Below are 26,387 nucleotides of genomic sequence, written 5' to 3' on the forward strand. Positions count from 1 at the left end.
AGGAGTGGTCGGTGGAGGATGCGTCAGGCGAGTCCGAGGACCCCGAGGTAGGCGGTCCAGAGAGCGTGTCCGAAGACGATGCCGATCCACGCGCCGATCAGCATCGACGGCCCGAACGGCACGCCACCGCGCCATCGCGCACGTCGTGTGGTGACCAGCGCGATCGCGACGGTACCTCCGACCACGAAGGCGCCGAAAGCACCCACTGCGAGGGGTCCCCATCCGAGGTACGCGAGGACGAGCCCGAGGACGACGGCGAGTTTCACGTCGCCGAGCCCCATCCCGCCCGGGACCGCGACGGCCAGCGCGAGGTAGGCGCCGCCCAGGACCACCGCCCCGATCCCCGCCCGGCCGAGGGCCGCGAGGTCTCCGCTCAGCACCGAGACGACGACCAGGAGGACGGCGAGGACCACGGCGGACGGGTAGACGATCGCGTTCGGCAGGGTGTGCGTCTCGAGGTCGATCAGCGCGAGGGCGACGGAGACCGCCATGAGGTAGAGCAGAGCCGCGAGGAGGACCGCCTGGGCTGCAGGGACACGGACGGGTCCGATCACCACGGGTCCGGAGACCGCGACGGCCGCGACCGCGACGAACAGCAGTGCGGTCGACAGCTCGACGATCGGGTACCGAGGCGAGATCGGCTCCGCGCAGTCCCGGCACCGTCCGCGCAGGAGCACCCAGGAGAGCACCGGCACGTTGTCCCGACGCCGGATGGCGTGTCCGCACCCGGGGCAGGAGCTCGGCGGCGACACCACCGAGAGGCCGGCGGGGACGCGGTGGACGACGACGTTCAGGAAGGAGCCGACGAGCAGGCCGAGCACGCCGGCGAGGACGACGACGATCGGCAGGACCTCGCCCACGCCGATCACCTGCACGCCCCCGTGCTGGTCGTCGCGCACGAGCCGTCCGCCTTGAACGCCGCCTGCACCTCCACCTGCGTGGTCACGCCGTAGGAGGTCGACACGGGTTGGAGGAACTTCGGCGGCGCAGTGGTCAGCAGGCGCTGGTCGTAGACGTAGTTCTTCGAGAACCCCGTGCTGCCCGTGGTCGCGACGGGTCCACGCCAGTTCTGCGCGATGGAGCCGATGACCTTGAGCACACCCAGCTTCGACCCGATGTCGTAGTTCTGGTTCCAGAACGTCCCCGCGTTGCTCGCGATCGCCGCGCTGATCGTCAGGGACTCGCCGCCGGTCCGGTTGAGGAGTCGGACGCCGCTCTGGTTGCAGCGTGTGGTGTCGGTGACGTTGCCGACGCCCCACTGGTAGACGGTCGGGTAGGAGGTGCAGCGTGCGGGGTTGTAGACCTCGACGGCGTTCTGCCCGACCAGTCCGAGGATGTCGTTCGTCGCGCTGACGTAGGTGATGTCGTCCGTCACCCAGATCGTGCCGGACGACGCGATGGTCATGGCACCGGCGAACGCGCCGCTGACGAACACGTCCCCCGCCGAGCAGCTGTACGTGTCCGACGCCGACCCGGTCTGTGCGTACGAACCCGACGTGCCGCCGTTGATCCACTCGCCGGCGGCCGGGAAGCCCTGCCCGTTGCTGAAGGGCTGGTTCGTCGTGGTCGTCGTGGTCCCGTTCGATCGCACGGTGACCGTCGTCGTGCAGTACGTGTTCGTGTACTTCGAGGGGAACGTGTTCGCCGCCCAGGAGTTGGCGTTGTTCGAGGCGGTCGGCACGTCCTGGACGTACATGAGGTTCGCCGGGAGGGTCGTGATGGTGGCACCGGCAGCGCTCTGCAGGTCCGAGATGGTCCCGCACAGTGCGGCGGACTTCGCGAGGTCGGCTCCCGCCTTGACCTCACCGGTCGACGCGACCACCTGGATCTGCGTCGCCTTGGACCACGGTGACCAGACGGTCATCTTGCCGTTGCCGAGGAACGACACCCGCGTCGGCCCGGTGTAGAGGCAGCCGGGACGAGGGACCGTGGTCGGGGTGTCCGTGCGGGTCTCCTGCGACATGTTCGAGTTCAGCGCGGGGAGCCCGAGGTAGGGCACCGCGGTCGCGGCGCCGCCGTTGAACACGCCGCTGCACGTCCCGCTGGACGGGCGGACGCTCGTGTCGTGCTGCTCGACGGTGCCGTTGAACACCGTCGAGCAGGCCGCGGTGAACACGTCGTTCGTCCGGATGGGACCGTTCAGGACGTCGGTCCCGGCGAACTGCACCGACTGGCACTTCGTCCCGCTCTGCCACTGGTACATGGTGGTGCAGGAGCTGCCGGAGATCGCCGGGTTCGACGATTCGTAGTTCGTGAAGTAGAGGTAGTTGATGAAGCCGTCGCCCTTGAGGTTGGCGACCAGGGACCGCACGCTGCCGCCCGACTTGCCGGTCACGCGGACCTTCAGGACGCCCTTCGAGGAGTAGTTCGAGTTGTCGACCTCGTACCGGTACCACTGGTCCGTCGACCCGACGACCCCGGCCCACTTCGAGAAGGCGTCGTTGCCGTTCTGTCCGCTGAAGGTCGATCCGCTGTCCTTGCTGAACTGCGCGGCTGCGTTGCCGTAGAGGGCGTACCCGTTGTCGTTCGAGAGCTTCGACTGGTAGTCGGCGAGCCCCGCGTACGCGGCGGCGATCGCGTTCTGGAAGTTGCGGTCGGTCGCCGACTTCACGGCGCCGGACGTCGACACGGCGATCATGGTCGCGACGAGCAGCATCATGACGGTGCCGAAGATGAGCACGTTGGCGAGGATCATGCCCCGCTCGTCGCGCTGGGCCCGGTCCAGGAGTGCGTGGATCCGCCTCACGGGGTCCCTCCGGTGTTCGTCCCGTAGACCACGTTGAAGAGGTACAGGGTGTTCTGGATGTGGGTGTTCCCGGACAGGCCGGCCGTCGACGAGCCGAGCTCGAGGTTCACGCGCACGGCACGGACGTTCCCGAGCTGCGTCGCGGCGAGCGTGCCGTCCGACTGCGTCGGGACGGTGGTGCCGTTGGCCCCGAGGTACTCGAACAGCGGGTCGCCGTCGACCGTGGGGGACGCGACGGGTCCACCCACGACGACGCTGCGCGTCGGCGTCTGCGAGGTGGCGGGGAACGTCCAGAAGCCGTTGTTGGCGGTGCCGTCCCACTGGTCCAGGACGATCCGCTTGGCAGCGTTGACGGAGTACCGGATCTGGACGGGCTTGTCGGTGCTGTTGCCGTCCAGGTTGATGTAGGCGTAGAAGGTCGTCCGTGTCGGCGCGGCTTCCGTCAGCGCCGCGGCGTAGCTGCCGTCCGCCTTGGGCAACAGGCTCGCCGCGTGGACGTACCGGGTCAGCGAGTTCATGACGATCGACGCCGACCGTGCGTTCTGGTCGGACGTGGTGTTCGTCGAACCGGCCCGGAGCGTGGCGGTGAAGAAGCCGCCGACGGCGACGAGGATGACCATCGCCACGCTCACCGCGACCAGCAGCTCGGAGAGCGTGACGCCCGACTGATCGGCGTGCATCCGACGGAGGGCCCCGGTCACGACGTCTGCCCTCGGGGGTCGAGCGTGAGCGTGTTGTCGTAGCTGATGACCACGAGCGCGCTCTTCTGGTTCACGCGGCCGCTCGTGACCGCGTTCACGTTGGAGGCGTTCGAGGCGATCTCGTTCTTGGTCGTCGCGCCGAAGGACGTCCCCGAGTAGAGGGTCCAGGTCCCGAAGGGCAGGGCGATCGTCGCCGTGTCCGCTGACGAGAGCGGGAACTTCATCGTCATGCCGGCGGAGCACCCCGGGTCACCGGCAGCGGGGTTCGAGGACGACACCGCGGTCACGTAGCGGCTCTTGACCCCCTTCACCGTTGCGACGCCCATCATCACGGACGCCGAGGACGGCACCCCCGGTGACGTCTCGATCGTCCCCGGTGCCGAGCCGACCGCCCCCGAGGGATTCGGTGTCGACCATGCCGACGGGTTCGGGCTGAGACAGCTCGAGGACGACGCCGAGCTGTTCGAGTACGGACCCGCGTAGACGGTGTAGCCCGAGGTGAACGGGAACACCGGCAGGCTCGGCGTCGAGGCGGACGTGACGGCGAGCGAGGTGCTGGTGACGTCCCACGGCTTGACCGTGTCGAGGCCGCCGACCGTCGAGGAGAGCACCGTCACCATGTTCGTGGGGAGCGTCGCGTTGTAGCCCTTCGCGTACTGCAGCGTCAGCTGGCTCGCGCGGTCGTACACGAACGGCACCGGTGAGCTCGCGCCGGCGGAGACGGTGATCGGCGACTGGGAGGACGGCTGCGCCTGGTTCGTGTCGATGCCACCGGTGGTGTTCGCGGTGACCGTGTAGTCGCCCGGTACCACGTTGACCGCGTAGGAGCAGCCCTGTGCGTCGGTCGGCTGGACCGCTGTGGTGAGCGCGGAGCCACCGCCGCCGGAGACCGGCGTGACCGTGATGCCGACGCCCGCGTACGGGGCGCCGGCCGCCGTCGCGACCGAGATGATCAGCGTGCCGTACCCGGGGTCGGTCACGGCGTCGCTCGGCGCGATGGCGGAGGTCACCGAGGTGGAACTCGTCCCACCGCTGCGCGGGCTGGGCCAGCTCACGGTTTCGACGATGCTCTTGTAGGCCAGCTTGCCGGTCGACGACCCGCACGCGCCGGTCGCACCGTCGCTCTGCACCCACGAGACTGCTCGGTCGATCTTGTACTCGACGTTGCCGACCGTCTTCGTGTTGTCGGCCCCCGCCTTGCTGATCACCTTGAAGATCCCCGCGGTCGACGCCGCGGCGGTCTGCCGGAGGGTGTCGATGTCCTGCGACGCCAGCGCCACCGCGGTCTCTCGGCCACGGGTCGTCTGGGTGAGCTGCAGGGTGTTCGCGATGCCGTAGGCGATGCCCACCGACATCACCGCGAACACCATCATCGCGACCATGACCTCGATGATCGAGAAGCCGGCCTCGGCGTCGCGCTCGTCGCGCGGGCTGAGGGCGTCCCGCAGTCGTTGGATCATGGTCACCTCCTGGTCGGTGTTCGGGTGAGCGAAAGGGCGGCCCGTCCGACGACGGACCGCCCTTCACACGATCAGTTGGTTCAGCAACCGCCGGTCTTGACCGACGTCGACTCCGTGATGCTGAAGGTGTTGTTCGCGGACGACGTCTCCTGGATGCAGAAGGTCGAAGCGCCCGCTGCCGGCGCCGTGCCGTACTTGAGGTCCTTGGTTCCGTCGCTGACGGTGAGTCCGTACTTGCCGAGCTCGGTCGTCGCGGCGAGGAACTTCTGGCCGGTCGTCGAACCGTCCGGCAGCGCGCCCTTCTCGGTCTGGTAGGCGATGACCGCGGTCTTGGCGTTCGCGAGGTCGCTCTTCGCCGCGGAGTCCTTCGCGTTGTTCTGCACGTTGAGGTACACCGGGATGGCGATCGCGGCGAGGATGCCGATGATGATCACGACGACGAGGAGCTCGATGAGCGTGAAGCCCTTCTCGTCCTCTTCGAGGAGTCCCTTGCGGCGAGCCTCGAGCTTGCCCATGAGAGCGAAGTACATGGTGTTTCCATTCTTTCGGGAATGCGATGGGAAGATTGTTCGGGGCGTGCTCGCCGCCGCTGACAAGAGTATTCAGGGCCAATTCCGGGCGGAATCCCGAGAACGGGGGGCAAGTGGGGAGCGAAATACCCCCACTCCCGGGGGCAGTGGGGGTAATTCCTCCCCCGCACGAGGGGTAGCGGAAAGTCGCTCCTACTTGATGAGGGACGTGATCTGGAAGATCGGCAGGTACAGCGCCACGATCATCCCGCCGACCACCACGCCCAGGAACGCGATGAGCAACGGCTCGATGAGGGCGGTCAGGGACTCTGTGGTCGCCTCGACCTCGGCGTCGTAGAAGATCGCGATCTTCTCGAGCATCACCTCGAGCGAACCCGCGTCCTCACCGACCGCCATCATCTGCGAGACCATGCTCGGGAATACTTTCTCATTTGCCAGCGGTGCGGAAATCGATTCACCTTTCCGAACGCTTTCCGCAACCCGTTCGAGTGCTTTCTGCACGACGAAGTTGTTCGAGACCTCACCGACGATCTGCAATGCCTGCAGAATGGGGACGCCGGCCCCGATCATGTTCGAGAAATTGCGTGCGAACCGCGCGATGACGATCTTCTTCGTCAGCGGGCCGAACACCGGCAGACGCATCATCAGCGGGTCACGGACGGCGCGGAAACGATCGGTGTTCTTGTTGGCGCGGAACCAGAGCCACCCGACGACGACCGCGACGGCCAGCACGGGTCCGAGCCACCGCATCGCGTGGGACATCGTCACGAGGATCTGCGTCGGCACCGGCAGCTGCCCGCCGAGGCTCGAGAACATGTCCTGGAAGATCGGCACGATGAAGATGAGCATGATGACGACCGCGAGCAGCGACATCACCAGCACGACGACCGGGTAGGTCATCGCCGACTTGATGGTCGACCGGAGCTTGTGCTCCTTCTCGAAGTTCGTCGCGATGGAGTCCATCGCCTGGTCGAGGAAGCCGCCGGTCTCACCCGCCCGGATCATGTTGATCATGATCGGCGGGAAGTCGACCGGGTACTTCGCCACGGCGTCGGAGAAGGAGACACCGCGCTCGACGTCGTCCCGGACCTTCCCGAGGATCACCTTGAGCTTCTTGTTCTCCGTCTGGTCGGCGAGGATCGACAGCGCGCGGAGCAGGGAGAGCCCCGACGTCAGCATGGTCGACGCCTGACGCGACATGATCGCCAGGTCCTTGAGCCCCACACCCTTCTCGAACCCCGGGATCTTGATCTCGGTCTGCAGTCCGGTGCCGGGCTTCGCCTCGGTGATGGCGATCGGTGAGACGCCCATGCCCCGCAGACGCTGGACGACCGCTCCTTCGGAGGACGCGTCGAGCCGTCCCTTGACGAGCTTCCCGGCGCCGTCGCGCCCCCGGTAGTCGTAGGCGAGCGACATCAGTGGCCTCCTGAGTACTTGTCGCCGAAGTCGATCTCGGACGCGGCGATCGCGGCGGCCGAGGAGTCGGACGGGGACTCGACGCGCTGCACGAGGCGGTCGAAGCCCTCGTGGTCGTGCACCTTCTCCATCGCGGCAGCCCGCGTGACGGTGCCGACGTTGACGAGCTCGGCAAGGTCCTGGTCCATCGTGTGCATCCCCATGTCACGTCCGGCCTGCATCGCGGAGGTGATCTGGTACGTCTTGCCCTCGCGCACGAGGTTCCCGATGGCCGGGGTGGTCCTCATGATCTCGGTGGCGACGACCCGGCCGGCACCGTTGGCCTTCGGCACGAGCGTCTGGCAGACGACACCCTCGAGCGTCGAGGCGAGCTGCGTCCGGATCTGCCCCTGCTGGTGCGGCGGGAAGACGTCGATGACGCGGTCGATCGTGCCGGGAGCGCTCTGGGTGTGCAGGGTGGCGAACACGAGGTGGCCGGTCTCGGCCGCGGTCAAGGCGACGGAGATCGTCTCGAGGTCGCGGAGCTCGCCGATCAGGATGACGTCCGGGTCCTGGCGCAGCACGTGCTTCAGGGCGGCGGCGAACGAGTGCGTGTCGGCCCCGACCTCGCGCTGGTTGATGATCGCCTTCTTGTGGTCGTGCATGAACTCGATCGGATCCTCGACCGTCACGATGTGGTCGGCCCGGGTCTCGTTGACGAGGTCGATGAGCGCGGCGAGCGTGGTCGACTTGCCGGAACCGGTCGGCCCGGTCACGAGCACGAGTCCGCGCGGCAGCTTGGCGAACTCCCCCACGTGCTCGGGGATGCCGAGCTGCTTGAGGGTCTTGATCTTGGTCGGGATGATGCGGAAGGCCGCGCCCCAGTTCCCGCGCTGTTGGTAGTAGTTCACGCGGAAGCGGTACTCGGGCGACAGCGAGTACGCGAAGTCGAGTTCCTGCTCGTGGTCGAACTGCCCGGCCTGCTCGACCGAGAGCAGGGTCTTGAGGGCGGCGATCACCTTGTTCCGCGCCCACGGCCCACCGGGGACCGCCGGCCGCAGGGATCCGTCGACGCGCACGGTCGGGGCCGCGTCCGCGGTGAGGTGGAGGTCCGACGCACCCTGGTAGACGACCTGGGCGAGCGCGGTGATGAGGTCGGGGTCGGCGACCTCACGCGCGTGGCGGGTGAAGTTGATCTCGTCGTGGCCGGCGGGCGCCGGCACGTGGGTGGCCGCGACGTGGGCGACGGTCGGGAGGATCGTGGTCGGTTCCGCAGGCACGACCGGCAGGTGCTGGGTCACCGCGTCGGCGTAGCCGTAGGACGCGGTCGACGGCGGGACGGCTGCGGACGGCGTCGCGGGGCGGGCGTGCGGCTGCGCGACCGGCACGGCGACGGGGTCGCCGGACGGCGCCGGCCAGGACCCGCTCGGGACGGACGCGGAGGGTGCGGCGGCACCGGCGACGGGCGCAGCCGGAGCCGGCCACGCTGTGTCACCCGACAGGTCGTAGACCGGCGCGGCCGAGGCGGGGGCGATCTGCGCCTCCACGGCCGGCGACGTCGGCTGCTGCGCCGCTGCGGCCGCGAGCCGGGCGGCGCGGCGACCGCCGACCTCGTTGCCGGGACGTCCAGGGTGCCACCCCGCGACCGGCTCGTCGCCGGGAACGGAGATGTCGTAGACGGAATCGGTCATCGTTCCACTCCCACGCCTACGCGACCACGCGCAGGATCTCGTCGATGCTCGTCATGCCGAGCTTGACCTTCTCCCACCCGTCCTGGCGGAGGGTGAGCATGCCCTGCTGCTGGGCGACGCGGCCGATCTCGGCGCTCGAGGCACGCGAGACGGCGAGGCGCTCGATCTCCTCGGTCACGGTCATGACCTCGTGCAGGGCGATGCGGCCGCGGTACCCGGTGTTCGAGCAGACGGCGCAGCCGACCGGGCCGAAGAACTCCGGCACGGCGGTGTCCTCGGTGCCTACGAAGCCGAGCGCCACGAGCTGCGCCGGCGTGTACTGCGCCGGGGCCTTGCAGCGGTCGCAGAGCCGTCGTGCCAGACGCTGGGCGACCACGGAGTCGAGTGCGGACCCGACGAGGAACGGCTCGATGTCCATCTCCGTCAGTCGCGTGACGGCCGACGGGGCGTCGTTCGTGTGCAGCGTGGACAGCACGAGGTGACCGGTGAGCGAGGCCTCGATCGCGATCTGCGCGGTCTCGTGGTCGCGGATCTCGCCGAGGAGCACGACGTCGGGGTCGGACCGGAGGATCGACCGCAGGGCCGACGCGAACGTGAGTCCGGCCTTCGGGTTGACCTGCACCTGGTTGATGCCGGCCATCCGGTACTCGACCGGGTCCTCGACGGTGATGACGTTGATCTCGGGACGGGCGACCGCGTTGAGGGTCGTGTAGAGCGTCGTCGACTTGCCGGACCCGGTGGGACCGGTGACGAGGATCATGCCGTACGGCTTCGAGTAGGAGCGCTGGTACGCCTGGAAGTTCTGCTCGAGCAGGTTGAGGTCCTTGAGGGACATCGACGTGTTCGTGTTGTCGAGGATCCGCATGACGACCTTCTCGCCCCACACGGTGGGGAGCGTCGCGACGCGGAGGTCGATCTGCCGGCCACCGTGGCGCACCGACATGCGGCCGTCCTGCGGCTTCCGACGCTCGGCGATGTCGATGTCGCTCATGATCTTGAGCCGGCTGATGACGCCGTTCTGGATGTTCTTCGGCGCCGGGGCCATCTCGTGCAGCACGCCGTCGATGCGGTAGCGCACCCGGACCTCGTGCTCGCCGGGCTCGATGTGGATGTCGGACGCGTGGTCCTGGATGGCCTGGGACACGAGCAGGTTGACGAACCGGACGATCGGGACGTCGTCGAGCGCGCCGTCGGTGAGGTCGACCTGCTGCTGGGTCTGCGCCGATGCCTCTTCCTCGAGCGAGGAGGTCAGGTCGTTCAGCTCGTCGTCGGCACGCAGGTAGCGGTCGAGCGCTGCGGCGAGGTCGCGCTCGTCGACCTGCAGCGGCTTCACGGGGCGTCCGGAGGCGGTCCGGGCGTCGTCGATCGCCAGCACGTTCGTCGGGTTCACCATCGCGAGGACGAGGACGTCGCCCTCGAACCCGACGCCGAGCACGCCGTGCCGACGGCAGAGGGCCGCCGGGAGCATCGACACCGCGGTGCCGTCGACCGGGTAGTCCGTGAGCGGGACGGTCTTGGAGTTGTTCGACGCAGCGCGCGCGGTGATGTACTGCGCCTCGCTGACGAGGCCCTGGTCGACGAGCGAGCGGATCGAACGGTCGTCGATCTCCTCGTCGCCGGTCATCGAGTCGAGGTGCTCGATCGGCAGGGCTCCGTTGAGGATGAGGATCTCGGACAGCGTGGCCATGAGCTGCGGAGCCTCCTTCGGGTCGCGCGCGGTTCGTGGGGACGAGCGCCGCAGGGGTTCGACGCCCGACCACGCTACGTCCGCACGGAACGGCCACCGCAGTCCCACAACGAGGGGGCGAGGGGGTGTTCGGTGGCCCCAGTGCAGGGGTACCCGCGGGTATCGACACCGCCGACGGCGTGCGCGCCGAGGGCCGCGACGACCCCCGTCAGAGGGTCGTCGACGCGGTGACGTGCACCGGCCCCGGGACGAACCCGAGCCGCTCGTAGATGCGTCCGGCGCCGGTCGGGTTCTCGGCGTCGACGTGCAGGACCGCGGCGGACAGCCCCTCGGCACGCATCCCCTGCAGCGCGGCGTCGAGGACGATCGGCGCGAGTCCCGTCCCTCGTGCCGCCCGCACGGCACCGACCCAGTGCACGTACCCGAAGGACCGGCCGCGAGCGGCGAAGCCGTCCGGATCCACCTCGACGAGCGCGAACGCCACGATCCGGCCCGACGGGTCGACGACGACGCGGCCGAGGTCGAGCCGGGCCGTCGCCGCGGCGAGGAACCCGCGCCAGTCGGACTCGACCATCGGTTGCGATCCCCAGTGGTCGCGGAAGGCGTCGTTCTTCGCGATCCGCAGCGGCTCGACGTCGTCGAGGGCCGCCGCACGCACGACGTACCCGTCCGGCACCGGCGGGACCACGATCTCGGCGCGGTCGCCGAGCACGACCTGCATGTCGACCCACTGGCGGACCGGCTCGAACTCGAAGTGGGCCGCCAGACGGAGCGCACCGGTCCCCTGCGCGGCGCCGACCTCGATCGTCGCCGGCAGGTCGAGGTCGAGCGCGGCGAGTCGCTGCCGCGCGCGCCCGATGAGCCACGCGAGCACACGACGGCCGATGCCCCGGCCGCGCAGTGCGGGGTGGACCGCCCCCTCGAGCACCACGCGAGCGGCGGTGACGCGGGAGGGGACGTCGATGACGATGCCGTACGCCTGCACATGCCCATCAGCATCGACGCCGACGAGGGTGTCCCGAGCGATGTCGAGTCCTTCGGTAGAGAACGTCCGCTCCAGGCTCGCTGTGGAGGGACGAGCGTGTGGGTCATCCACCGCGGCGGCCGCCACGGCGAGGGCGTGCACGGCCGCCAGGTCGTCGCGGTTCGCCGCCCGGAAGGTCAGCCCGGCGATCGGGACCGGGAGCTCGAGGTGGGCCGGGGCGGTGATCCGTTCGCGCAGGGTTGCCATCGGACCAGCCTGCCATCGGTCACGGGCGCGACGGCGGAAAGTGCTCGACGCGCAGCCCTGCTCCGGGACATGATGAGTCATGGACATCACGAGCGTGACCGTGGGGCTGCCCGTCACCGACATCGAGGCGTCCTGCCTCTGGTACGGCGCCGTGTTCGAACGTGCCGAACCGGACCTCGAGCCCGACGAGGGCATCGCCGAGTACGAGGTCGGCGGCATCTGGATCCAGCTCTACGAGGACGCCGACGCCGAGGAGAACCCCGTGAGCGTCCGCTTCGGCGTCGACGACGTCGCCGCCCAGCACGCACGCATCGGCGCACTCGGGATCGACATCGGCCCGGTCGAGTGCGTCGACGGAGCAGTCGACTGGTTCGACGTCCGCGATCCCGACGGCAACGTCCTGAGCCTGTTCTCCCTGGTCGACGAGACCGGCCGGGGCTCCGGACGCGACAACGGGGCGGACCGCGCGGTCTGAGCCGTCACGCCACCAACGGGAACGGCCCCCGCATCCGAGGATGCGGGGGCCGTTCCGGTGGAGCTCAGGCTCAGTTGTAGGTGCCCGGCGTGAAGTCGTCCGACGAGAAGCTGTCGAAGTCGACGAAGCTCAGGTCGGCGTCCGAGAACGACGAGTCGTCCGCGAAGATGCGGTTCGGGTACCGCTCCGCCTTCGCTTCTTCCGTCGCGTTCACGTCCACGTCGCGGTACCGGCTGAGGCCCGTCCCGGCGGGGATGAGCTTACCGATGATGACGTTCTCCTTGAGGCCGACGAGGTGGTCCTGCTTGCCCTCCATGGCCGCCTGCGTGAGCACGCGGGTGGTCTCCTGGAAGGACGCGGCGGAGAGCCACGACTCGGTCGCGAGGGACGCCTTCGTGATGCCCATGACCTCCTGGCGAGCGGAAGCGGTCTTGCGACCCTCCTGCAGCGCCGCACGGTTGAGCTCGTTGTACCGCGAACGGTCCACGAGCTCGCCCGGGAGCAGGTCGGTGTCGCCGTGGTCGACGACGGTGACCTTGCGGAGCATCTGGCGCACGATGACCTCGATGTGCTTGTCGTGGATCGGCACGCCCTGCGAGCCGTACACGTCCTGCACACCGTTGACGAGGTGCTTCTGGACCTCGCGGACACCCTTGACGCGGAGGACTTCCTTCGGGTCGACGGTGCCGGCGATGAACTGCTCGCCGAGCTCGACGTGCTGGCCGTCCTCGATGAGGAGCGTCGCACGCTTCAGCACCGGGTAGATGAACGGCTCGTCACCGTTGTCCGGCGTGAGGATGATGCGACGACCCTTGTCGGTGTCCTCGATCGTGGCGCGGCCGGGGGCCTCGGCGATCGGGGACGCACCCTTGGGGGTACGCGCCTCGAAGAGCTCCGTGACACGCGGCAGACCCTGGGTGATGTCGTCGGCCGAGGCCGAACCACCCGTGTGGAAGGTACGCATCGTCAGCTGGGTACCGGGCTCACCGATGGACTGGGCGGCGATGATGCCGACCGCCTCGCCGATGTCGACGAGGTTGCCCGTGGCGAGCGAACGGCCGTAGCACTTCGCGCAGACACCGACGCTCGACTCGCAGGTCAGGACCGAGCGCACCTTGATGCTCTCGACACCGGCCGCGAGCAGCTTGTCGATGAGGACGTCACCGACGTCCTCGCCGGCCTCGGCGACGACCGTGCCCTTCGCGTCCACGGCCGGGGTGGCCAGGGTGCGGGAGTACACGGTGTTCTCGACGCGCGGGTCGCGCACGAGCTTGCCGTCGGCGCCCACGGTCGCGATCGGGAGCTCGAGGCCCCGGGTCGTGCCGCAGTCGTCCTCGCGGATGATGACGTCCTGCGAGACGTCCACGAGACGACGGGTGAGGTACCCGGAGTCCGCGGTACGGAGCGCGGTGTCGGCAAGACCCTTGCGAGCACCGTGCGTGGCGATGAAGTACTCCGCCACGGTCAGGCCCTCGCGGTACGAGTTGATGATCGGGCGGGCGATGATCTCGCCCTTCGGGTTGTTCACCAGACCACGCATACCGGCGATGTTGCGGACCTGGAGCCAGTTACCACGAGCACCGGACGACACCATGCGGTTGATGGTGTTGTCGACCGGGAAGTTGTCGCGCATCTCCTGCGCGATCTCGTTCGTGGCCTCGGTCCAGATCTTGATCAGGTCGGCGCGACGCTCGGCGTCGGTGATCAGACCCTTGTCGAACTCGCCCTGCACCTTGGCGGCCTGGACCTCGTAGCCCGCGATGATCTCCTTCTTGCGAGGAGGCGTCACGACGTCGGAGAGCGCCACGGTCACACCGGAGCGCGTGCCCCAGTAGAAGCCCGCGTCCTTGATCCGGTCCAGCGCGGCGGCCGTCTCGGTCTTGGAGTAGCGCTCGGCGAGGTCGTTGACGATCGCGGAGAGCACGCCCTTGTCGGTGACCTTCTGGACGAACGGGTAGTTCGCCGGGAGGGTCTCGTTGAAGAGCGCACGGCCGAGGGTCGTCTCGAGCAGCACGGTGTCGCCCTGCTCGTAGCCCTCGGGTGCTTCACCCTCGGCGAAGTGGACGTCCGCCATGCGGATCTTCACGAGCGCGTTGAGGTGCAGCGTGCCCTGGTCCTTCGCGAGGATGGCCTCGGCGACGGAGGAGAACGCACGGCCTTCACCCACGGCGCCCTCGCGGACGGTCGTGAGGTGGTGCAGACCGATGATCATGTCCTGTGCGGGCAGGGTCACCGGACGGCCGTCGGACGGCTTCAGGATGTTGTTCGAGGCGAGCATCAGGATGCGGGCCTCGGCCTGGGCCTCGACCGACAGCGGCAGGTGCACGGCCATCTGGTCACCGTCGAAGTCCGCGTTGAACGCAGCACACACGAGCGGGTGGAGCTGGATGGCCTTGCCCTCGACGAGCTGCGGCTCGAACGCCTGGATGCCCAGACGGTGCAGCGTCGGCGCACGGTTCAGCAGCACGGGGCGCTCGCGGATGATCTCCTCGAGCACGTCCCACACCTGCGGACGCGAACGCTCGACCATGCGCTTGGCCGACTTGATGTTCTGCGCGTGCGACAGGTCGATCAGGCGCTTGATCACGAACGGCTTGAAGAGCTCGAGCGCCATCTGCTTGGGCAGACCGCACTGGTGCAGCTTCAGCTGCGGGCCGACGATGATGACCGAACGGCCCGAGTAGTCGACGCGCTTGCCGAGCAGGTTCTGGCGGAAACGACCCTGCTTGCCCTTGAGCATGTCGCTCAGGGACTTCAGGGCGCGGTTGCCGGTACCCGTGACCGGACGACCACGACGACCGTTGTCGAACAGCGCGTCGACCGCTTCCTGCAGCATGCGCTTCTCGTTGTTCACGATGATCTCGGGGGCACCGAGGTCGAGCAGGCGGCGGAGACGGTTGTTGCGGTTGATCACACGACGGTAGAGGTCGTTGAGGTCACTCGTGGCGAAGCGGCCACCGTCGAGCTGCACCATCGGGCGCAGCTCCGGCGGGATGACCGGCACGACGTCGAGCACCATCGCGGCCGGCGAGTTGCCGGTGGCGAGGAAGGAGCTGACGACGCGCAGACGCTTGATCGCGCGGATCTTCTTCTGGCCCTTGCCCTCGGCGATCTGCAGGCGCAGCGCCTCGGCCTCGGCGGCCAGGTCGAACGCCTCGAGCCGCAGCTTGATCGCCTCGGCGCCCATGTAGGCGTCGAAGTAGATCCCGAAGCGGTCCTGGAGCTCGTGGAAGACGGCGTCCTCGGGCTTGAGGTCGCCCACCTTGAGGTTGCGGAAGTCCTCCCACACGCGCTCGAGGCGGGTGATGTCCTCGTCGAACGACTTGCGGACCTGGGACATCTCCTTCTCGGCGGTGTCCTTGGTGCGGCGCTTGACGTCGGCCTTGGCGCCCTCTTCCTCGAGCGCTGCGAGGTCGTCCTCGAGCTTCTTGAGGCGGTCGGCGATGATCGAGTCGCGCTGCCCCTCGAGGTTCTTGATCTCGAGGCGCATCTCGTTCTCGAGGCCCGGCATGTCGGCGTGACGGCCCTCTTCATCGATGTCGATGATCATGTACGCCGCGAAGTAGATGACCTTCTCGAGGTCCTTCGGCGCCATGTCGAGGAGGTAACCGAGGCGCGACGGGACGCCCTTGAAGTACCAGATGTGCGTGACGGGCGCGGCGAGCTCGATGTGGCCCATGCGCTCACGGCGGACCGAGGACTTGGTGACCTCGACGCCGCAGCGCTCGCAGACGATGCCCTTGAACCGGACACGCTTGTACTTGCCGCAGGCGCACTCCCAATCGCGGGACGGACCGAAGATCTGCTCGCCGAACAGACCGTCCTTCTCGGGCTTGAGTGTGCGGTAGTTGATGGTCTCCGGCTTCTTGACCTCGCCGTACGACCACTGGCGGATGTCCTCGGCCGTGGCGAGACCGATCCGCAGTGCGTCAAATGAAGTTGCTTCGAGCAATGTTCTTCTCTCTAGCTGGATTCGTTACGAGTACGGGCGGGATCAGATGTCGTCGACGGACGACGACTCGAACCGCGAGGAGATGTTGATGCCGAGCTCTTCAGCGGCACGGAAGACCTCGTCGTCCGTGTCGCGGAGGCTGACCGCCTGGCCGTCGGCCGAGAGGACCTCGACGTTCAGGCAGAGCGACTGCATCTCCTTCATGAGGACCTTGAACGACTCCGGGATACCCGGCTCCTGGATGTTCTCGCCCTTGACGATCGCCTCGTAGACCTTCACGCGGCCGAGGATGTCGTCGGACTTGATCGTCAGGAGCTCCTGGAGGGCGTAGGCGGCGCCGTACGCCTCGAGCGCCCACACCTCCATCTCGCCGAAGCGCTGTCCACCGAACTGTGCCTTACCACCCAGCGGCTGCTGCGTGATCATCGAGTACGGACCGGTCGAACGGGCGTGGATCTTGTCGTCGACCAGGTGGTGCAGCTTGAGGATGTACATGTAGCCGACCGACACGGGCTCCGGGAACGGCTCGCCGGAGCGGCCGTCGAAGAGCTGCGCCTTGCCGGACGAACCGATCAGGCGCTCGCCGTCGCGGTTCGGGAGGGTCGAGTCGAGGAGGCCCTCGATCTCACGCTCGTAGGCACCGTCGAACACCGGGGTGGCGACCTTCGTGCCGGGCTCCGCGCTGCGGGCTGCCTCGGGGAGGGCAGAAGCCCACTCCTGGATGCCCTCGACGTTCCAGCCCTGCTTCGCGAGCCACCCGAGGTGGATCTCGAGGACCTGGCCGAAGTTCATGCGGCCGGGGACGCCGAGCGGGTTGAGCACGATGTCGACGGGGGTGCCGTCGGCGAGGAACGGCATGTCCTCGACCGGGAGGATGGTCGAGATGACGCCCTTGTTGCCGTGACGACCGGCGAGCTTGTCACCCGCGGTGATCTTGCGCTTCTGGGCGATGTACACGACCACGCGCTGGTTGACGCCCGAGCCGAGCTCGTCGTCGCCGTCCTGCGAGTCGAACACCTTGACGCCGATGATCGTGCCCTCTTCACCGTGGGGCACCTTGAGCGAGGTGTCGCGGACTTCGCGCGACTTCTCGTTGAAGATGGCGCGGAGGAGGCGCTCTTCGGCGCTGAGCTCGGTCTCGCCCTTCGGCGTGACCTTGCCGACCAGGATGTCGCCGGGGCGGACCTCGGCACCGATGCGGATGATGCCGCGCTCGTCGAGGTCGGCCAGGAGGTCCGGGCTGACGTTCGGGAGGTCGCGGGTGATCTCCTCCTTGCCGAGCTTCGTGTCGCGGGCGTCGACCTCGTACTCCTCGATGTGGATCGAGGAGAGCGTGTCGTCCTTCACGAGGTTCTGCGACAGGATCATCGCGTCCTCGTAGTTGTAGCCCTCCCACGGCATGAACGCGACGAGGAGGTTCTTGCCGAGCGCGAGCTCGCCGTTCTCCGTCGCGGGGCCGTCGGCGATGACCTCGCCCTGCTCCACACGCTCACCGGCCGAGACGACCACGCGGTGGTTGTAGCTCGTGCCCTGGTTCGAGCGGTCGAACTTGCGCAGGTAGTAGGTCTGCGTGCCGCCCTCGTCGAGCTGCAGGGTCACGGCGTCGGCCGAGACCTCGGAGACGACACCGGCCTTGTCCGCGGTGACGACGTCGCCGGCGTCGATGGCGGTGTAGCCCTCCATGCCGGTGCCGACGAGCGGCGACTCGGAGCGGAGCAGCGGGACTGCCTGACGCTGCATGTTCGCACCCATGAGGGCGCGGTTCGCGTCGTCGTGCTCGAGGAACGGGATGAGCGACGTCGCGACCGACACCATCTGGCGCGGGGAGACGTCCATGTAGTCGACCTCGTCCTTGCCGACGAGCTCGACCTCGCCGCCCTTCTTCCGGACGAGCACCTTGTCGTCCTGGAAGTGGAAGGAGTCGGTGAGCGGGGCGTTCGCCTGCGCGACGACGAAGTCGTCCTCTTCCGAGGCCGTGAGGTAGTCGATGGTCGTGGTGACCTGACCGTTCACGACGCGGCGGTACGGCGTCTCGATGAAGCCGAAGGAGTTGATCCGACCGAACGAAGCGAGCGAGCCGATCAGGCCGATGTTCGGGCCTTCCGGGGTCTCGATCGGGCACATGCGGCCGTAGTGCGACGGGTGGACGTCACGGACCTCGACGCCGGCACGCTCACGGGACAGACCACCCGGGCCGAGGGCCGAGAGGCGACGCTTGTGCGTCAGGCCCGCGAGCGGGTTGTTCTGGTCCATGAACTGCGACAGCTGGGACGTCCCGAAGAACTCCTTGATCGCGGCGACGACGGGGCGCACGTTGATCAGGGTCTGCGGGGTGATCGCCTCGATGTCCTGCGTGGTCATGCGCTCGCGGACGACGCGCTCCATGCGGGACAGACCCGTGCGGACCTGGTTCTGGATGAGCTCGCCGACGGCGCGGATGCGACGGTTGCCGAAGTGGTCGATGTCGTCCACGTCGAGGCGCAGCTGCACCGGCTCGCCGTCACGGACACCGTCGAGCGTGGTCTTCTCGGCGTGCAGCGAGACCAGGTACTTGATCGTGCGGACGATGTCCTGCACGGTCAGGACCGAGTCGCTGAGCGGCGCGTCGATGCCGAGCTTGCGGTTGACCTTGTAGCGACCGACCTTCGCGAGGTCGTAGCGCTTCGGGTTGAAGTAGAAGTTGTCGAGGAGCGCACGCGCGGCCTCGGCGGCGACCTGCTCGCCCGGACGCAGCTTGCGGTAGATGTCCTTGAGCGCCTCTTCCTTGGTGAGGATGGCGTCCTTCTCGAGGGTCGACTCGATCGAGGCGAAGCCCTGGAACTCGTCCATGATCTCTTCGCTCGTCATGCCGAGCGCCTTGAGGAACACGGTGACCGACTGCTTGCGCTTGCGGTCGATGCGCACGCCCACCTGGTCGCGCTTGTCGATCTCGAACTCGAGCCAGGCACCACGCGACGGGATCACGCGGGCGGAGTAGATGTCCTTGTCGGAGGTCTTCTCCTGCTGACGCTCGAAGTACACGCCCGGCGAGCGGACGAGCTGCGAGACCACGACACGCTCGGTGCCGTTGATGATGAACGTGCCGCGCTCGGTCATGAGCGGGAAGTCGCCCATGAAGACGGTCTGCGTCTTGATCTCACCGGTCATGTGGTTCATGAACTCGGCGTTGACGTAGAGCGGGGCAGCGTAGGTCTTGCCACGCTCCTTGCACTCGTCGATCGAGTACTTCGGGTCCTCGAGCTCGGGCGACGTGAAGCCGAGCTGCATGGTCTCGCCGAGGTCCTCGATCGGGGAGATCTCCTCGAAGATCTCCTCGAGCCCGGAGTGCAGTGCGAGGTCGGTGCGACCCTGCTCCTGACCTTCGGCGAGGCGGGCCTTCCAGACGTCGTTGCCGACGAGCCAGTCGAAGCTCTCCGTCTGGAGTGCGAGCAGATCAGGAACCGTGAGGGTGTCCGTGATCTTAGCGAACGAGAGTCGCGAGTGGTTGCGACCGTTCTTGGGGTTGGTGGATGCGTTGGGCGCAGCAGCCAAGGGTTTGACCTCCGGTAGGCCCCGTCGGGCCGGTACTGACGAGCAGCACGTAGGTGAGTGGATTGACGCTTCAGCGCACCCCTCGAAGACACGCGATCACGCGACGGCCGGTGAGCTGTGCACGTGTGCGATGATCTGGGTGGACGGGACCCGCCGACATATACGGGACCGGCACCACCAGGGCACGTTCTGGAAGAACGCTGCGTCGACCGCAATATGACGACACGGATGCCAGGGAGCGCGAACTGCCATCATAGGTCGGGCTCGTCGCGGATGTCCAGTCCTGGCTTGACCGAATTCGGCAGTGCCGTGTATAAGCCGGTGGACAGCGTGGGTATTCCCTGCTCCGCAGCCCGGCCACACCCGCCGGCGCAGGACGCGCAACGCCCGTCAGCGCAGGGCGCGGAACGCCGCCTCGGGCTGCCGCGTCCGCACGAACGTGACACGTCCGCGGTCGTCGGTGAACTCGATCCCGAGCCCCGGCGTGAGGATGAGCGCGCGGACGCCGCGTCCGATCCGGAGCCCGATGCCGCCGTACGTCGACGCGTCCGCCTCGACGAGTCGCACGTCGGTGATCCGGTCGCGGGCGATCCGTCGCGCGGGCAGCGGCCGGAAGTGCAGGACGACGTGGGTGTCCGTCACCGTCCACCCCGAGCGGGCGACGAGGAGCAGGAACCCGACCGCGACGCCGACGAGCGCCGGCACCAGCAGCGCCGTCTCCGGAGCGTCGCCCGGCCATCCGAGCACCGCTGCGGTCAGCCCGAGCCCGCCCACCAGCAGGATCGCACCCACCGCACGCATCCAGGTCGGCGCGTGCTCGCGCTCGGTGTGGGTGGACGGACGGGAGGCGCGGGTGGCGACCGCGGGACGGCTCGCGGTGGTGCGGCGGTACGTGGGCACGCTCATGGTGTCGGTCATGCGGGTCGACTCCTCGTGGGATCGGGTCCGTTCGTGCTCATATTTTACATAACGCACGCAATGTATTCAATGGTCGCGGCGGGCGGACCACGGGCGGCGCGCAGGAGAGCGGGGAGCCCGGCGCACGCCGACGGCGCGCGCACGAGGGGCAGTGGGGGTTGCCGGACGGTCGCGCCGCGGTCACGAGCGGGGTGCGGAAGCGCGCGATGTGTGGGGCACTGCGCGGATCGACGCACCGAGGTGACGACCCGGTGAACGGTAGGCGACGACCCTTGGCGTCCGCTGGTGGTGCATGTGCACGCATTCACCTGCGCCGGGTGGACCGGCCGGTCGGGACCGCGGACCCGGGTCAGCGCAGGACGAGGGCGACGGCCTCCGCGCGGGTGCGGACGCCGAGCTTCGTGAACACCTGGTTCACGTAGGACTTCACGGTGGGCACGGTGAGGAAGAGCTCGGCGGCGATCTGCGGGTTCGACCGACCCTCGGCGATGCGCCCGAGCACGTCCGCCTCGCGCGGGGTGAGCGTCGGGAAGCGTGCGCGGAGCGACTCGATCGGGTCCGGCGTCGCGACGGGCGCGGGCCCGGTGCCGCCGGCCAGCTGGGCGACGAGCCGGGCGCCCACGGTGGCGTCGAACGTCGACTGCCCCGACGCCACCGCACGGATCGCCGTCGCGATCTCGCCACGGCCGGCGTCCTTGGTCAGGTACCCGCGCGCGCCGGCCCGCAGCGCGGTCAGGATCGACTCGTCGTCGGCGAACGTGGTGAGGACGAGCACGGCGACCCCGGGGTGCCCCTCGGTGATGCGTGCCGTCGCCGTCGGGCCGTCGACGCCGGGCATCCGGAGGTCCATGAGCACGACGTCCGGGGACTCCCGCTCGACCGCGGCGACCGCCTCGGCGCCGTCCGACGCCTCGCCGACGACCTCGAGGTCGTCCACGAGCGAGAGCACCGTCACCAGCCCGTCGCGCACGATGGCCTGGTCGTCGACGACGAGGACGCGGATGGTCACGGGCGGTCCCCCTCGGCGGCCAGCTCGTCGACCGGCAGGTGCATCGCCACGACGAACTCGTCGTCCGACCGGTCCGCCTCGACCGCAGCGCCGCTGCCGAGCTCCGCGAAGCGTTCGCGCATCCCGAGCAGGCCGTGGCCGCCGCCGGACAGCGGGTTCGCGACCACGACGTCCACGGCGTCGCCGTCCCGGATGACGGACAGGGACACGGGACGGCCGGGGGCGTGCCTGCGGGCGTTGCTGAGCGCCTCCCGGACCACCTGGACCACGGCGGCGCGGTGGGCCGCATCGAGGTCGGTGAGCGCCGTGTCGCCCTGCGTCACGATCTCGCCGCCGAACGACCGGTGCGCGTCGACGAGGGCCGCCAGGCCCGTCGCGGGGTCGGTGGTCGGACGGGAGGCACGGTGCGGGACCGCGGACCGGCCCGCGTCCGCCTCGGCGTCGGTCTCGGCGTCGTCCCGCAGGGCGTGCACCGCACGTCGCGCCTCGGCCAGGCCGTCCGCGGCGAGCGCGCGGGCCTCGGCGGCGCGCTTCGTGGCGTCGTCGACCCGGCCGGCCTCGAGCAGGGCCTCCACCGCGTCGAGCTGGAGCACCAGGCCGCCGAGGGAGTGCGCGAGCACGTCGTGGATGTCCCGGGCGGCGCGGGACCGGTCCGCGAGGAGTTCGGCGCGCTGCTGGTCCCGCTCGGCCTCGCGCGCCCGTTCCGCCGCGATGCGGAACTGCCGCCGGCTGAAGCCGATGAGGACGCCCAGGAGCGTGCCGCCGCTCGTCCCGAGGACGAACTGGACCGAGGCGTGCTCGATCGAGGCGGACACCGCGACGACCACGATCGCGGCGAGTGCGGCGACGGATGCCGCCCAGACCGGGACGCGGAGGTTCGCGCCGAGCAGGACGATCCCGACGATCACGGGGACGATCATGAGCGAGTCCGTCGGCACCACCGTCAGGGTGCCCGCGGCGATCATCAGGACCCCGGCGACGACGAGGAGCCGGGGTGTGCGACCGAACTCGCGGAGCGCCCACGCGGCGAGCGCCACCGCGCCGAGCACCCACACCCACGCGGGGTGCTGCAGGGCGATGCCGTTCTTCACGAACCAGAACGCGACGATCGCGATGCCGAGGGCGTTGAGCCCCCAGGCGGCGCCCGAACGGGACCGGCCTCCGGGGAGGTCGGTCTCGTCCTGGCCGGTCAGCAGGGTCACCGGACCATCATGCCGCGCGGCTGGCGGTCGCCGCGGGGGATGCGGCCGTCGATGACGACGGCGCGTGCGGCGCGGTTCAGCGCGAGGACGAGCAGGATCGTGCCGGTCGACGTGAGCAGGTGCGCGCCGAGGTGGCCGCCGAGCACGTCGAGACCGACGCGGACGGCGATGAGGACGATCCACAGCACCGCGCCGAGCGCACCCGTGCGGGACTGGATCGTGCGGCCCTTGGCGTCCGGGGTGCCGACCGTGCGGAAGCGGGTGATGCTGCCCATGGTCAGGCCGACCCCGATCGTGATGAGCGCCTCGATCCCGAGGAACACCACGTCGGTCGTCGTGATCGTCGCCTTCGTCTGGGCGAGGACGACCACGCCGATGATCGCCATGATGGGCGGCGTGCGCCAGATGCGCGCCGGGTCGAGGTACTGCCAGGTCGCCTGGCGGTACCCGAGGAACGCGACCAGGGCGATGCCGACGAGGATGTTCACGAGGAGCTGGACCGACATGGTGTCCGCCTTCCGAGGAGGTCCGGCGGGCGTCTCCCGGCCGGTGGTACCAGCCTCGATCGACAGCGTCGGCGGGCACACCAACCAGGGGTGGGGACGCGGGTGGTGATCGCGGTGGTGTTCGATTGGTGCCATGGCTGATGCGTTCGACGGGTTCCGGATCGGTGCGGGGTACGCGGTGGTCGAGCCGGACCGGCACCGCCCGGGGTCGTTCACGCTCGTCGTCGACGGGACGCCGCAGTCGCACGTCGACCTCGAGGACCCGACGCACCTGGCGTTCGAGTACATCCGGCGGATCGGGCACGCCATCGACCTGCTCCCGGACGGCCCGGTCACGGCGCTGCACCTCGGCGCCGGGGCCCTGACGCTCCCCCGGTACGTCGCGGTCACGCGGCCGGGCTCCCGGCAGCAGGTCATCGAACTGGAGCGGGACCTCGTCGACCACGTGCGGGACGCGCTGCCCTTCCCCCGCGGGGCCTCGATCCGGGTGCGGTACGGCGACGCCCGCGAGGTCCTCGGCAAGCTCCCCGCCGGACTGCGCGGCACGGTGGACCTGGCCGTGGTGGACGTGTTCGGCGGCTCGCAGATCCCCGCGCACGTGACGAGCATCGAGTTCTACCGCGAGGTCGCGGAGTTCCTGTCGCCCACCGGCATCGTGGCCGTGAACGTGGCGGACGGGGCCGGGCTCGCGTTCGCCCGGGGGCAGGCGTCGACGCTGCAGGCGGTGCTGCCGTCGGTGGCGGCCGTCGCGGACACCGGGATGCTCAAGGGCCGGCGGTTCGGGAACATCGTGCTGCTCGGGTCGCCGACGGACCTGCCCGTGGCGGACATGCCTCGTCGGTACTCCTCCGACCCGATGCCGGCGAAGGTCGTGCACGGGGCGGAGCTGCGGGCGTTCATCGCCGGGGCGCCGATCGTCACCGACCAGACCGCGGTGGCGTCGCCGGAGCCGAACCGGAGCGTCTTCGGCGGCTGACGCGCGACCGTGGGCCGGGCCGACGGTCGCCGTGCGATCGGGCGGATGCCGCGCACGCGGAGGGTCCGCCTGCCAGGATGGGTCTGAACGACCGCGCAGGTGCGCGACCGAGCAAGGGGATCCCTGATGACGAACGACGACCGGAGCAACGAGGACCGGACGGGCGACGGCCAGGCGCCGAGCTGGGGCGGAGCGCCGCAGCAGCCCGCTCCCTCGGCCGACGAACCGCGCTACGGCGAGCGGGTCGACCCCGCTCCCGCCTCCACGCCGCAGTACGGCGAGCCGGCCCCGCAGGCCGACGCGCCGCGCTGGGGCGAACAGGCCCAGCAGTACCAGGCACCGCAGGGCGAGACCCCGCAGTACGGGTCGACCCAGTACGCCGAGCAGCAGGGCCAGTACGGGCAGCCGCAGCACGGGCAGCCCCAGTTTGGCCAGCAGCCCTACGCAGCGGCTCCGGCGAGCGCCGGTGCCCCCTCGTGGCAGGGCTACGAGGAGCCGAAGGCCAAGAAGAAGACCGTCGGTGTCATCGCGTTCGTCGTGGCCGTCGCCGCGCTCGTGGTCGGCATCATCGGCGGCGCGCTGTTCGGTGGCGTCTTCGGCGGCTCCGAGGCGTTCCGCGAGTCCGTGCAGAACGGCGGGGCGACCCCGAGCGAGTCCGACATCATGGCGCTCACGACGTCGTCGAGCGCCGTCACCGGGTCGCTGCTGTTCTACCTCGGCTCGGCGCTCGGCCTGTGGGCGATCGTGCAGGGCATCGTCGCCGCGGTCACGAAGCGCGGACGCGGCTGGGGTGTCTTCGCGATCATCCTCGCGATCGTCGCGGCGATCGCGTTCGTGGTGGCCATCCTCATCTCGGCCGTCTCGGCCAGCGGGATGTCCTGACCCGACCAGATCGTCCCGGACGGCCCGTCGTGCACCCGCACGGCGGGCCGTCCTCGTCCCCGAGGGCGACACGAGCGTGACCCCCGTGCGCGTGGCACCGCTCGCTCTCGGGGCGGCGCGGTTACCCTCGAACCGATGTCCCTCCCGCCCGACGACCGCCAGCAGCCCGACCGCACCGACCGCGCCCGGGAACCGCGTCATGCGGCGCCCGTGACGGCCGGCGTGAGCCCCGGCAGCACCTTCGCTCCGATCAGCCTGCGCCCCGCGGTCGACGCCGACGCCGTCCAGCAGCGGCTGCGCGACCTCGGGCAGAGCCGCAGCACCGACGCGCTCGCGGAGCGTGCCGAGCTCCTCCGCCTGCTCGGTCGGCTCGACGAGTCGCTCGTCATCGCCGAGGAGGTCTTCCGCCTGACGATGTTCACGGGGGAGCGCTCGGACAAGGTCTCCGCACGGATCCGTCGCGCGCACGTCCTGCACGACCTCGGGCGGTACGAGCGTGCCGCGACCGAGTCGGCCCTGGCACGGGACACCGCCCGGACCGAGGAGTGGCCGGAGCTCGAGGGCGCAGCGGCCGAGCTCGAGGGCTGGTCGCTGTTCGAACTCTCCCGCTTCGACGAGGCCCGTGCCGCGCTGTCCCGGGCGTACCAGGCGTTCCGCCAGGCCGGTGCGCCGTCGGAGCGCACCGAGGCGCTCCGCACGGCGGTCGAGGCAGCGCTCCGGGCCTCGGTCGCGCAGCCCCCGGCCGAGGACAAGCCGCGCACCGCCCGCGACGTCGCCGCACGCCGTGCGGACGAGGACGAACCGGCCGCACCCCGCGCTCCGGAGCCCGTGCAGCAGACCCCGACGGTGCGCCGCCGGGTCCTCGGTGCGCCGGACGCCGCCCGGACCGAGGCGGACGAACTCTGGGGCCGCATCGCCGCACGTGCCGCGCAGAAGGGCCAGGCCGGACGCGACGAACCCGGCGACGACGAACGGTGACGACGCTCGAGGCCGTCCGGTCCCGCGCCGAACACCTGATGACGGCACACCTCGGGGCGGGCAGCTGGTCGTTCGGGTTCGACCACGCCAAGACCCGGGCGGGCCAGTGCGACTTCGCCCGCAAGCGCATCACGGTGAGCCGCCACCTCGCCGTGCGGTTCTCCGAGGACGACGTCGACCAGGTGCTCCTGCACGAGATCGCGCACGCGGTGGCCGGGGCCCGCGCCGGCCACGGACCCACGTGGCGCCGGACGGCGAAGGCACTCGGCTACACGGGCACACGCCTGTACGACGGCCCCGTGGCGAGCGAACTCGCACCGTGGATCGGCACGTGTCCGGCCGGGCACGAGCACTTCCGCTACCGCACCCCGACCCGGCCGCTGGCGTGCGCGAAGTGCTCCCGCCGGTTCGACCCCCGGAACGTCATCGCGTGGGAGCGCCGAGCGGCGGAGGCCAGCCGAGCTACCGCATGATGCCGATCGCATGCGGAGGCGCGCCGGTAACCCGTTAGCCTGGG

20 protein-coding genes are annotated in these 26,387 nt (G+C 69.5%); 5 read left to right on the forward strand and 15 right to left on the reverse strand.

What is annotated here, in order from left to right; genetic code table 11:
• Positions 1 to 23: 23 nt before the first annotated feature.
• The 9 genes from BM028_RS06255 to BM028_RS06295 all read right to left on the reverse strand — a co-directional run bounded on the left by BM028_RS06255 (position 24) and on the right by BM028_RS06295 (position 11,441).
• Positions 24 to 899, reverse strand: a complete 876-nt coding sequence (locus BM028_RS06255; RefSeq protein ID WP_254789424.1) for a prepilin peptidase — start codon at positions 897 to 899, stop codon at positions 24 to 26.
• Positions 866 to 2,695 (reverse strand): hypothetical protein, encoded by a 1,830-nt coding sequence (locus BM028_RS06260; RefSeq protein ID WP_139219763.1) that lies wholly within the window; start codon positions 2,693 to 2,695, stop codon positions 866 to 868. The genes BM028_RS06255 and BM028_RS06260 overlap by 34 nt, the downstream gene beginning before the upstream one ends.
• Before the next feature lie 47 nt (positions 2,696 to 2,742).
• Entirely contained in the window at positions 2,743 to 3,447 is a 705-nt protein-coding gene (locus BM028_RS06265; RefSeq protein ID WP_071295204.1) for a PulJ/GspJ family protein, read from the reverse strand.
• Positions 3,444 to 4,907 carry a prepilin-type N-terminal cleavage/methylation domain-containing protein gene (locus tag BM028_RS06270; protein WP_139219764.1) on the reverse strand — a complete coding sequence of 488 codons (1,464 nt, stop codon included), beginning with the start codon at positions 4,905 to 4,907 and terminating at the stop codon, positions 3,444 to 3,446. Before BM028_RS06270 ends, BM028_RS06265 begins: the two co-directional genes overlap by 4 nt.
• A gap of 80 nt (positions 4,908 to 4,987) precedes the next feature.
• On the reverse strand, positions 4,988 to 5,437 hold the full coding sequence (locus BM028_RS18855) for a type II secretion system protein (protein WP_092385304.1): 450 nt from the start codon (positions 5,435 to 5,437) through the stop codon (positions 4,988 to 4,990).
• Positions 5,438 to 5,629: 192 nt separating this feature from the next.
• A complete protein-coding gene (locus BM028_RS06280; protein WP_083403275.1) occupies positions 5,630 to 6,853 on the reverse strand; it encodes a type II secretion system F family protein in 1,224 nt (407 codons plus the stop codon).
• A complete protein-coding gene (locus BM028_RS06285) occupies positions 6,853 to 8,523 on the reverse strand; it encodes a PilT/PilU family type 4a pilus ATPase (protein ID WP_092385306.1) in 1,671 nt (556 codons plus the stop codon). The genes BM028_RS06280 and BM028_RS06285 overlap by 1 nt, the downstream gene beginning before the upstream one ends.
• A gap of 16 nt (positions 8,524 to 8,539) precedes the next feature.
• Entirely contained in the window at positions 8,540 to 10,210 is a 1,671-nt protein-coding gene (locus tag BM028_RS06290) for a GspE/PulE family protein (RefSeq protein ID WP_071295202.1), read from the reverse strand.
• A gap of 208 nt (positions 10,211 to 10,418) precedes the next feature.
• Positions 10,419 to 11,441 (reverse strand): GNAT family N-acetyltransferase, encoded by a 1,023-nt coding sequence (locus BM028_RS06295; protein ID WP_139219765.1) that lies wholly within the window; start codon positions 11,439 to 11,441, stop codon positions 10,419 to 10,421.
• A 79-nt stretch (positions 11,442 to 11,520) separates the two neighbouring features.
• Here BM028_RS06295 and BM028_RS06300 point away from each other — a divergent pair, with 79 nt between their 5' ends.
• Complete coding sequence (locus BM028_RS06300) at positions 11,521 to 11,916, forward strand: VOC family protein (RefSeq protein WP_071295200.1); 396 nt, start codon at positions 11,521 to 11,523, stop codon at positions 11,914 to 11,916.
• Positions 11,917 to 11,986: 70 nt separating this feature from the next.
• On the opposite strand, the gene rpoC is transcribed toward BM028_RS06300, so the two are convergent.
• From rpoC to BM028_RS06330, 6 genes are all read right to left on the reverse strand, one after another.
• Positions 11,987 to 15,868: a DNA-directed RNA polymerase subunit beta' gene (gene rpoC / locus BM028_RS06305; RefSeq protein ID WP_070417663.1), complete on the reverse strand. Its 3,882-nt coding sequence runs from the start codon at positions 15,866 to 15,868 to the stop codon at positions 11,987 to 11,989.
• 42 nt (positions 15,869 to 15,910) lie between these two features.
• On the reverse strand, positions 15,911 to 19,399 hold the full coding sequence (gene rpoB, locus BM028_RS06310) for a DNA-directed RNA polymerase subunit beta (protein WP_070417662.1): 3,489 nt from the start codon (positions 19,397 to 19,399) through the stop codon (positions 15,911 to 15,913).
• A 390-nt stretch (positions 19,400 to 19,789) separates the two neighbouring features.
• Positions 19,790 to 20,317, reverse strand: a complete 528-nt coding sequence (locus tag BM028_RS06315) for a hypothetical protein (protein ID WP_092385312.1) — start codon at positions 20,315 to 20,317, stop codon at positions 19,790 to 19,792.
• 349 nt (positions 20,318 to 20,666) lie between these two features.
• Positions 20,667 to 21,326, reverse strand: coding sequence for a response regulator transcription factor (locus BM028_RS06320; RefSeq protein ID WP_070417660.1), 660 nt, complete (start codon positions 21,324 to 21,326; stop codon positions 20,667 to 20,669).
• Positions 21,323 to 22,528 carry a sensor histidine kinase gene (locus BM028_RS06325; protein ID WP_092385314.1) on the reverse strand — a complete coding sequence of 402 codons (1,206 nt, stop codon included), beginning with the start codon at positions 22,526 to 22,528 and terminating at the stop codon, positions 21,323 to 21,325. The genes BM028_RS06320 and BM028_RS06325 overlap by 4 nt, the downstream gene beginning before the upstream one ends.
• The gene (locus tag BM028_RS06330) at positions 22,525 to 23,034 is read right to left on the reverse strand and encodes a hypothetical protein (RefSeq protein ID WP_092385316.1); all 510 of its coding nucleotides are present in this window, start codon (positions 23,032 to 23,034) and stop codon (positions 22,525 to 22,527) included. The genes BM028_RS06325 and BM028_RS06330 overlap by 4 nt, the downstream gene beginning before the upstream one ends.
• Before the next feature lie 133 nt (positions 23,035 to 23,167).
• Between BM028_RS06330 and BM028_RS06335 the strand changes: the two genes are divergently transcribed.
• The 4 genes from BM028_RS06335 to BM028_RS06350 all read left to right on the forward strand — a co-directional run bounded on the left by BM028_RS06335 (position 23,168) and on the right by BM028_RS06350 (position 26,343).
• Positions 23,168 to 24,010 (forward strand): spermidine synthase, encoded by an 843-nt coding sequence (locus BM028_RS06335; protein WP_092385318.1) that lies wholly within the window; start codon positions 23,168 to 23,170, stop codon positions 24,008 to 24,010.
• Positions 24,011 to 24,136: 126 nt separating this feature from the next.
• Positions 24,137 to 24,892, forward strand: coding sequence for a hypothetical protein (locus tag BM028_RS06340; protein ID WP_092385320.1), 756 nt, complete (start codon positions 24,137 to 24,139; stop codon positions 24,890 to 24,892).
• Between the two features lie 135 nt (positions 24,893 to 25,027).
• The gene (locus BM028_RS06345; RefSeq protein WP_070417655.1) at positions 25,028 to 25,870 is read left to right on the forward strand and encodes a tetratricopeptide repeat protein; all 843 of its coding nucleotides are present in this window, start codon (positions 25,028 to 25,030) and stop codon (positions 25,868 to 25,870) included.
• Positions 25,867 to 26,343: a SprT-like domain-containing protein gene (locus tag BM028_RS06350; RefSeq protein ID WP_092385322.1), complete on the forward strand. Its 477-nt coding sequence runs from the start codon at positions 25,867 to 25,869 to the stop codon at positions 26,341 to 26,343. The genes BM028_RS06345 and BM028_RS06350 overlap by 4 nt, the downstream gene beginning before the upstream one ends.
• Positions 26,344 to 26,387: the final 44 nt, after the last annotated feature.

Source organism: Curtobacterium sp. YR515 (assembly GCF_900113095.1).
GTDB lineage: Bacteria > Actinomycetota > Actinomycetes > Actinomycetales > Microbacteriaceae > Curtobacterium.